The 9,374-nt window shown below is 40.8% G+C and carries 9 protein-coding genes; all 9 read right to left on the reverse strand.

Annotated elements, in window-relative coordinates; all coding sequences use genetic code 11:
- A partial coding sequence (locus WC955_12140; protein MFA5859802.1) for a lipid II flippase MurJ occupies window positions 1-1,047 on the reverse strand: 1,047 nt, incomplete at its 3' end.
- Complete coding sequence (locus tag WC955_12145; GenBank protein MFA5859803.1) at window positions 1,044-1,757, reverse strand: sugar phosphate nucleotidyltransferase; 714 nt, start codon at window positions 1,755-1,757, stop codon at window positions 1,044-1,046. The genes WC955_12145 and WC955_12140, both read right to left, overlap by 4 nt.
- Window positions 1,747-2,688: an NAD-dependent epimerase/dehydratase gene (locus tag WC955_12150; protein ID MFA5859804.1), complete on the reverse strand. Its 942-nt coding sequence runs from the start codon at window positions 2,686-2,688 to the stop codon at window positions 1,747-1,749. The genes WC955_12145 and WC955_12150 overlap by 11 nt, the downstream gene beginning before the upstream one ends.
- Window positions 2,689-2,785: 97 nt before the next feature.
- Window positions 2,786-3,958 (reverse strand): glycosyltransferase family 4 protein, encoded by a 1,173-nt coding sequence (locus WC955_12155; protein MFA5859805.1) that lies wholly within the window; start codon window positions 3,956-3,958, stop codon window positions 2,786-2,788.
- A 15-nt stretch (window positions 3,959-3,973) separates the two neighbouring features.
- Window positions 3,974-5,275, reverse strand: a complete 1,302-nt coding sequence (locus WC955_12160; protein MFA5859806.1) for an adenylosuccinate synthase — start codon at window positions 5,273-5,275, stop codon at window positions 3,974-3,976.
- A 28-nt stretch (window positions 5,276-5,303) separates the two neighbouring features.
- Entirely contained in the window at window positions 5,304-6,596 is a 1,293-nt protein-coding gene (gene purB / locus WC955_12165; protein ID MFA5859807.1) for an adenylosuccinate lyase, read from the reverse strand.
- 310 nt (window positions 6,597-6,906) lie between these two features.
- Window positions 6,907-7,836 (reverse strand): hypothetical protein, encoded by a 930-nt coding sequence (locus tag WC955_12170; GenBank protein MFA5859808.1) that lies wholly within the window; start codon window positions 7,834-7,836, stop codon window positions 6,907-6,909.
- A gap of 215 nt (window positions 7,837-8,051) precedes the next feature.
- Window positions 8,052-8,672 carry a phosphoribosylglycinamide formyltransferase gene (purN, locus tag WC955_12175; GenBank protein MFA5859809.1) on the reverse strand — a complete coding sequence of 207 codons (621 nt, stop codon included), beginning with the start codon at window positions 8,670-8,672 and terminating at the stop codon, window positions 8,052-8,054.
- 18 nt (window positions 8,673-8,690) lie between these two features.
- On the reverse strand, window positions 8,691-9,374 hold a 684-nt coding region (gene purM, locus WC955_12180; protein ID MFA5859810.1), incomplete at its 5' end, for a phosphoribosylformylglycinamidine cyclo-ligase.

Consider the following 9,374-nt stretch of genomic DNA (forward strand, 5'->3'; position numbering starts at 1 on the left):
TGCTGTTATACTAGTCGCTTGCTCATCAAAGACACCCCGTTGAAACAATACCTGGATTATGGGTTTTGCGAGTATCATCAAAATAATTGCCATAGGAATAAAGATAAAACCTGTCATCTTGATAGACGTCGCAAGGGTATCCCGCATATCGTCAATCTTATTCTCGGCAAGCTGTTTTGCAAAAAATGGATAGATCGCTGTCGCGATTGAACCCGAAAATATTATCAGGGGTACTTGTACAAGCTTATCAGCATACGCAAGCGCAGCAATACTGCCGGTAGGCAGCCAGGACGCCATTATTCTGTTGATCAACGGGGTTAACCCTGAGATAAAGTTCAGTATAACAAGAAAAAAACTAAGCTTTACCGCCTGTTCAATCGCCGGGTGGTTAAGATTAAAATCCCAGTAATGCCTATACCCTTCCTTCTTCATAAACGGTAAGATAAATACCAGTTGTACCGCCAACCCCGCAACAGTTCCCCATGCAAAAACATAAACCCCGAGTTTATCAACAAATAAGAACAAAAACGCTAAAATGCTTATAGTAATAAAAATCTGTGAGAATGACGGTGCGAAAAAATGTTCGTATGCGTTTAGTATCCAGGTTGAGATCCCGATTATCCCGGTAAAAAACACTGTTACACTCAGTATCTTCAATATCTTGACCGTAATAACCGCGGTATTGCCATCAAGCCCGGGGAATATGTAATGAACACACTGTTTCGCAAAGATGAACAATAATACAGAAGTTAACGCCAGGAGTAAGGAAATATAATTCACCGCAATCGCTGCGATACGGTTACCTTCTTCCTTATTAACAGTTTTGTACTTAACAAATATCGGTAAAAATACCAGCCCGAACGCTGACGCTATAACACCGGTAATAAGGTTAGGTAATGCAAGCGCCGCATAAAACGCGTCCATCAAATTTGAGATCCCAAAATATTTCGCTACCATAACTTCTTTGAATAAACTCAATATATGCCCGATAACACTGGTGGTTATCAGGATAACATACGCTTTAGCGATCCTGGTATTTACACTCAAACCTTAATCACCTCATTTGCAAATTTATACCGTTCCGGTGTACCGATATCGATAAACGTTTGATCGGTTATATACCCGTATATCCCTTCAAGTTTTGGGAATACTCCGTGTTCAAAAGAAAATTCAGTATCTACCGGTATCATATTAAGCACAGATTTGTTCATAACATATATCCCTGCATTAACAAACGTTTTATTTTTTTTCGAGACAGGTGCTTGTTTTTCTATGAACCTGATAATCCTGTTATCATTATCCATCAAAATATTACCGGTATCTCCTGTATTAACCTTATCAGTTACAACAACAGTTACATCAGCATTTTTTTTGTGGTGGTACCCGACAGTATCCATAAGGTTTACCGCACATAACGTATCACCGTTGAGTACAACAAACTCAGATGTTTTGATAACCTTTTCCGCAAGTTTTACTGCCCCGGCAGTTCCTAACCGCTTAGCTTCACGCGAAAATATAAGCTCTGCGTTTAAACCGTGTAACCCGCGGAAATGGGTTTCTATAACCTCCGCACCGTATCCTGTAGAGAACACAATATTTGTTACCCCGTTTTTTATGAGGTACGAAACCAGTATTTCCAAAAACGGCTTCCCCTTAATCTTTGCCATAGGTTTTGGTACGTCGTTAACAACCGGCCGCAACCGCGTACCTAACCCGCCACAAAGAATTACCGCTGTTACACCACTATTACCCGACATTACCGTACCTAAAATTTCGTATTATCCTGTATCCTTTGATAAGTTCCTGTATCCCGTCATCCAAACTGTGTTCGGGTTTATACCCCGTTGCTTCGATACGCTTATTAGAAACGATATAATCGCGTTTATCCACGTCCTCCCCCACTGCCGCTTCAAGTACTGTAAACCCCGGGATATACTCCTTAATTTTATCGCAAAGTTCGAGTTTTGATAGGTTAGCGTCGGATAACCCAACATTATACGGCTTATTTTTCATGTCATCAAAATTTTCAATCGCATGAACAAACGCGCGCACAACGTCACGGATATGTATAAAATTACGTTTAAAATGCGCTTCAAATAGTACGATAAACCTATCCGTAACCGCGCGGTAAACAAAGTCGTTCACCATAAGGTCAATCCGCATACGGGGCGACATACCAAACACGGTTGCCAACCTGAACGTAAGAGTATTCCCGCGGTCGAGCACAGCTTTCTCCGCATCAACTTTAGTCCTGCCATACAAGGAGATAGGATTCAACGGCGTTGTTTCCGTACAAAACTTACCTTTTTTACCGATACCGTACCCGCTGTTGGTTGTAGGATAAATTATTCTCTGCGCCTTACTGGTGATCTTCGTAACCATTTTCACAGCTTCGTAATTAATAGTAACCGCCCCAACGGTATCACGGTCGCATAACGGCGCGCCTACCAGCGCGGCAAGAGGAATAATAACATCTTTATCCTTAACCAACGATTTCATAAGTTTTTCAGACCGCGCATCGCCACGGATAACATCAAAGTTTTTGTTATTACAACACTCCGCTAACGAATTTGGAGAGTACATAAAATTATCGATTACCGTAACTTTATTCCCGAGCTCCAACAAGCGCGGGACAAGCATTGATCCGATATACCCTGCCCCGCCGGTCACTAAGATTTTGTAGTTCATACCTGCAAACACCTTTCTAATACTTACATTAATATTAAATCAATAACAATTTATTGGGGATATTATACAAAATATTAGCAAGCTGCTTATCAGAGTATCACTGTTTATTGACAAGTTTTTTATAATACTGGATATACTGTTGGGTAACAGTATCTACACTATATTTAGCAAGTACGGATTCATGAGCCGCAGTGCCAAGTTTTTGTGATAACCCAGCTTCTGACATTAATCTGTTAACAATATTAACAAACATTTCAGTATCATCAATGCTGTATACCAACCCATTAACCCTATTTTTTACAAGTACCGTATTTGCCGGGATATCCGTCACAACTGCAGGTATACCGCAAGACAGTGCTTCTAACAACGCGTTTGACATACCCTCACCTTTACTTGCGGTGACGAATACATCAGCTGCACGTAAATAATCCGGTACATCATTAACTCTTCCGGTAAAGATAACATTATTAGTAATACCGCATTCATCCGCTAGATTCTTCAATTCATCTATTAACACACCATCACCTACGATTAATAATTTAGCGGTACTATCTTTTATTAAAACATTTTTCCATGTCTTTACCATAAACTCCAACCCCTTACCCGGCTGAAGCCGGCCGGTATAGATAAACAACTTATCTTCTGCCGGTAAACCCAGTGTTACGCGCAACTTTTTCTTTTGTCCTTCATCCGCAGGTGCGAATTTTTTGGTATCCACACCGTTGGGGATCACCGCGATGTTATCAGAGTTAAACCCGTTAAGTACCATCTCATCCTTAACTTCCATACTTGGGCACACAAAACGATTACCGAAAATGCGTAAGAATGAAAGTTTTAACCCACCCCAGGGAACTTTTTTTGATGTCCCAATATCCCCGGTCGCGCGTGCACCCGCAAACTTTATTACTACAGGTTTACGTAATAACCATCCTATCTTTAACGCCACAACCGCGTGTGAAGACGCGAGATGCGCGTGAATAATATCGTATTCATTCGCATGCATTAACAACCACCAAAAAGTTGTCCATACAAAAATAAATGAACCTTTGTATCCATCCCATAATGTTGACAAGCGTATAACCTTAACTTTACCGATAGATTCAGTTTTTGGAAGTGTACCAGGGTACCGTTGGGTGACAATAAACGCTGTATACCCGTTCTCAATAAGTTTCTCTGATAAATACCATGCCTGTTGTTCAGTCCCCCCGAGATGCGGATAAAACCGTGCGGTGAGCATACATATACGCAAACCTGTGGTAGTGGTATTCATTGTATTGTATTGTGATCAAAACTTAAAATCAATAAGTTTTTGGTCTTTAAGAATCGTTTCTTCCCTGCTGCGGCCCATCGAGATCATCGCTACCTTCGCACCGGTGAGGCGTTCAAGTTCTTCGATATAAACCTTAGCTTCCTTCGGAAGATCGGTGTAACGGTTCACGCCATACGTTTTCTCTTTCCACCCACGCATTTTTTTGTAGACCGGCTTACATCCTGAGAGCACCTTAATACTTGACGGAAAATCTTTAATCACTTTACCTTTATACTTATAAGCTGTACACACATATATCGGATCAATACCGTCCAAAACATCGAGCTTGGTTAACGCCAAATCCTTAATCCCGTTTATTCTTACCCCATGCCGGGTTGCCACAGCATCAAACCATCCGCATCTACGCGGACGTCCGGTAGTTGCCCCATACTCCGCACCTTTTGCACGGAGGTACTTCCCGTTTTTGTCATTAAGTTCGGTTGGCATCGGCCCTTCCCCCACTCTGGTGATATATGCTTTAACAATACCCACTACTTTATCAATCTTAGTCGGGCCAACACCAGTCCCCGCGCAGGCACCACCCGAAGTTGGGTTTGATGAAGTAACATAAGGATAAGTACCAAAATCTACGTCAAGTAACGTTCCCTGTGCGCTTTCAAAAATAACATTTTTGCCTTTATCCACAATATTATTAAGAAGAACTGTGGTATCAACAACTAAGTTTTTAATAACCGGCAATATTTTTTTTCGTTCCGCCATAGTTATAGCACGTATATTCTTAATACTATCAAACCGTTTCAGTATCGGCGCTTTATCCTCAAGGTTGGAATCCAAAAGTTTAGCGAACTCTTTATCATCAAGATAATCGCCCATGCGGATACCGATTCTCGCGAACTTATCGCTGTACGCCGGGCCAATACCTTTTTTTGTGGTACCAATCTTAATCCTACCCCCAAGCGCATCTTCCCTCCACTGGTCAAGGTGTTTATGGTATGGAAGAATAACATGCGCGCGGTCGCTAATCACAAGATTTTTGCGGACATCAATATTTTTTGTCTCAAGAAACTTAATTTCTTCAACCAACGCTTTAGGGTCAATCACCACGCCATTACCGATAACACATTTTTTGTTGGGCTCCAGAATCCCGGATGGTACAATGTGGAGTATAAACTCTTTTTTGTCAAACACTACCGTATGCCCTGCGTTATTCCCACCCTGAAACCTCACGATATAATCCGCATTACGCGAAAGCAAGTGTACGACTTTACCCTTACCCTCATCCCCCCACTGCGTACCCACAACAATAAGTGTTGACATTTTGTTTTGATATCCTTTTTTTGATAAATTACAGTTTAAACCGTTTATAAATAGCGTTGATATTACGGAGGTAATAATCAAGCGTAAAACACCCGCGGATTATTTTAGCGTCTAACACCTTCGTTACACGCGAATCTTCAAGGATAAGGTTCTCCATAGTTTCCCCTGTCCTTGTAGCTTCCATTGCATTTTCCTGCATAACCTTATACGCATCCTCGCGGGATAAGCCTTTATTCACTAACTGCAGGAGTAACCGCTGCGAAAATATTGCGTTCGAGGATAACGCCATATTATTCCTCATTTGCTCAGGCCGGACATCAAGATTTGCGAGCATACCGTTAAGCCGTGCCATCATAAAATCAACGGCAATACTCGCATCGGGTAATGCTACGCGTTCCGCTGAGGAATGCGAGATATCGCGTTCATGCCATAACGCAATGTTTTCAAACCCAACCATCGCGTAGGAACGCACCAACCGCGCAAGCCCGCAAATGTTTTCGCTGAGAATAGGGTTACGCTTATGCGGCATTGCGGAAGAACCTTTCTGCCCTTTGGTAAACGGCTCATACGCCTCCCCAACCTCTGTACGCTGTAAGTGCCGTATTTCTGTGGCAATACGTTCAAGCGTCCCTGCTATGACTGCGAGGCTGCTGAAGTACCGCGCATGACGGTCCCGCGGTATTATTTGTGTGGATACCGGCTCAACTTTTAACCCAAGTTTTTTGCAGATATAAGCCTCAATCGCAGGATCAATATGCGCATAGGTACCCACCGCACCGGATATTTTGCCGTAACTAATATCCACCTTTGTTTGTTTTAACATCTCAATATCTCTAAGGATTTCGGAATGCCAGGATAACGCTTTCAACCCGAAAGTAATAGGTTCCGCATGAATTCCGTGAGTACGGCCCATCATAATTGTATTACGATACTTTTTCGCAAGCCGTGCAGTACTTTTCTTAAGTTCTGTTAAGCCTGTAAGAATTTGTGTACACGCTTCATTCATCTGTACCGCCAACGCGGTATCCAGAACATCGGAGGAGGTTAACCCCATATGAATAAACCGCGAGGACTTGCCTACGACTTCTCCTACCTGAGTGAGGAACGCGATGACGTCGTGTTTAACAACTTTTTCGATTGCGTTTATCCGTGCAACATTGATCTTAGCTTTTGTCTTAATATTCTTTAGGTCGGAGGCAGAGATTTTCCCAGCTTTATTGTAGTACTCACACGCAAATATTTCAACACGGAGCATTATCTCCCATTTACGCTGGTCTGACCATATCGTTGCCATTGCGTCACGCGTATATCGTGGTATCATCAATTTCCTCCTAACTATTTAACAGCTTATTTATTCACCAATATTTTACTAAATTTGTACTCTATATGTAAATTAACCTGCTGTTTTGACCCACCCCTTACTTCCATTTACCGACGATTGTATTATACACACCCCCGGGTCATAATTCAAGGTTAAGATGGGTCATTTTTGGAGGTTAATTTGCAATCCAACCCTGTCCTTACTTTATTTAAGTATAGAAAACATAATATCTGTTTTCCCTATTGATGACTGATAGATTGGAATCACATTAGTCCTCAAAGTTATTGAAACATTGTAGTCATACTTATAACTAGGAATATATATACCTATAGTAAAAAAAACCATATTTGTCTCCGGTGTTAAATGCATCGCTCATAGAATTATTATTGGGTTGTTCAAATTGAGAATAACCGAATGAAAAATCATATTTTGTTGTCTTCTTAATAATTCCTAAAGATATCGGATAGTAAAACTCATTATTGCCCCAATGAAAATATCCCACTTTTAATCCCAATGTATAGCATTTGTTAAGATAAATTGCAAAACCCATAGAAACATTTTCCCAATCTAACTGATTCTTTTGTGGTAACCATAGTAAAGTTGATATGTTTACAGAAGACTGATAAACCAAACCTAAATTAAGCAACTCCTTAAATAATTCACAACTTATACCTACATCATATCCAATAGAATTATAATGATATGCATGATCTTTTAAATCAAGCAATTCAAATATACCAACATATTCAAATCGATTAAAATAATAAGCTAAGTTAATTCCAATGTTTAGCTTATTGTATAAATAGTTTGAATAAGCAAAAGAAAGTTTTGTAGATGTTCTTTCTTGATTTGGAAGATTATGTTCAATAAAACTCATTTGATCATTTATTTCCGGTGTACTAATAGAAAAACCCAATTTACCAATTTTTGTTGGAAATACTACTGCTATATTGCTTACTAATAAATATGTGTTCAAATAATAAACATTAAAATCGGACTTTGACGAGTTGTCTTTTTCAGATTCTATCGATAGATAGCAATCAATTAACATTTGATATTTCTCAATTCTGGATAATAACGCGGGATTCCAATATATTGCAGACACGTCGTCAATCGACGCTATACATGCACCACCCATACCCCATCCTCTTGTACCAACATACGAAAATGAAAAACAATAGGTGGTATTAATAATCAATCCGATAGATAAAATTATGCATCTCCAAATATTTATTTTCATTTATCTATACAAACTCTTAAACATAACAAAAATAATACCCCTCTTTTTTTCACATACAACATTACTTGCAGATTCCTTTGGTACAACGATTCAACTGAAGCGGGTTGTAAATTAACCTGCTGTTTTGATCCACTTTTAACATCCAATAATAACCAGCTCTCACTTTGAATTTACCGACGATAGCATTATACATTCCTCCGGGTCAATATTCAAGATTAAGATGGGTCAATTTTGGAAGTTAATTTGCACAGTATACCGTCGGTAAACATTCGCACAGCTTCCGGCAAAATCTTATGCTCTTCGACAAGTACGCGTTTCGCTAATGTTTCCGGTGTATCCCCGGGTAATACCGGTACTTTTGATTGCAATACAATTTTCCCGTGGTCATACTCAGAATCAACCACATGAACCGTACACCCGGACTCTTTCACACCAGAAGCAAGGACAGCTTCATGAACGTAATGCCCATACATCCCTTTCCCTCCGAACTTAGGGAGTAAGGCAGGATGGATATTCAATATTTTCCCATGGAAATGTTTTACAAATCCGGATGATAGTTTTAGTAAGTACCCTGCGAGGATTACAAGCCCAACATCATGATTCACAAGTTCGGTTTTCACTGCGGAATGATACTCATTATTATCCCCAAACTTTTTGCGCTCAAGGAAGACTGCGGGGATCCCGTGTTTACTTGCGCGTTCAAGCGCGTATGCGTCTGAACGGTTCGATATAACAACCACTATGCGGCCGTTTGTGATTTTCCCTGATTCAACAGCGTCAATAATAGCTTGGAGGTTCGTCCCACCGCCTGAAACCAGTACGCCGATGTTGACCACACCGTTGGTACCCATCCGTTACTTAACAACCACTTCGGATTTACCCTTAACCACTTCACCGATATACCGCGCAGCGGGCATTAACTTCTTTATTCTTGCAGCATTCTTAACATCGGCAACTATCACTAACCCGATACCCATGTTAAGAGTACGATACATTTCGTGTTCCGGTACGTTACCGCGTTTTTGTATTACTTCAAATATCCTTGGTATTTCCCACGACTTTTTGTGGATAACGATCCCGCAGTTTTTGGGTAATACCCGCGGAATATTGTCGTAGAACCCGCCACCGGTAATATGCGCCATCCCTTTAATCTTCACACCTTTTGCGAGTAAAGAGAGGATATCTTTTACATATATTTTAGTAGGCGCAAAAAGTTCTTTTGCGTATTTCTTAAGTTCACCGCGTTTATTAAACACTCTTCGGATAAGCGAGTACCCGTTTGAATGCGGGCCAGAGGAGGGCAGCCCCAAAACTGTATCCCCCGGTTTTATTGTGGACCCATCAATAACTTTTTCACGGTCAACTATTCCTACTACAAACCCTGCAATATCGTATTCACCAACAGGATAAAATCCTGGCATCTCAGCGGTTTCACCGCCTAATAACGCGCAGCCAGCTTGCCGGCAACCGTTAACAATACCTTTCACCACTTTCTCAGCGGTATCAACATCAAGCTTACCGCAGGCGTAGTAATCAAG

It is taken from the genome of Elusimicrobiota bacterium, from assembly GCA_041658405.1.
In the GTDB taxonomy this organism is placed as follows: Bacteria; Elusimicrobiota; UBA5214; order JBBAAG01; family JBBAAG01; genus JBBAAG01.

Coding starts and splice junctions, on each gene's coding strand:
- WC955_12160 (MFA5859806.1), bottom strand. CDS start 5,275: ATGTCAACACTTATTGTTGTGGGTACGCAGTGGGGGGATGAGGGTAAG.
- WC955_12170 (MFA5859808.1), bottom strand. CDS start 7,836: ATGAAAATAAATATTTGGAGATGCATAATTTTATCTATCGGATTGATT.
- WC955_12145 (MFA5859803.1), bottom strand. CDS start 1,757: ATGTCGGGTAATAGTGGTGTAACAGCGGTAATTCTTTGTGGCGGGTTA.
- purB (MFA5859807.1), bottom strand. CDS start 6,596: ATGATACCACGATATACGCGTGACGCAATGGCAACGATATGGTCAGAC.
- WC955_12150 (MFA5859804.1), bottom strand. CDS start 2,688: ATGAACTACAAAATCTTAGTGACCGGCGGGGCAGGGTATATCGGATCA.
- WC955_12155 (MFA5859805.1), bottom strand. CDS start 3,958: ATGAATACCACTACCACAGGTTTGCGTATATGTATGCTCACCGCACGG.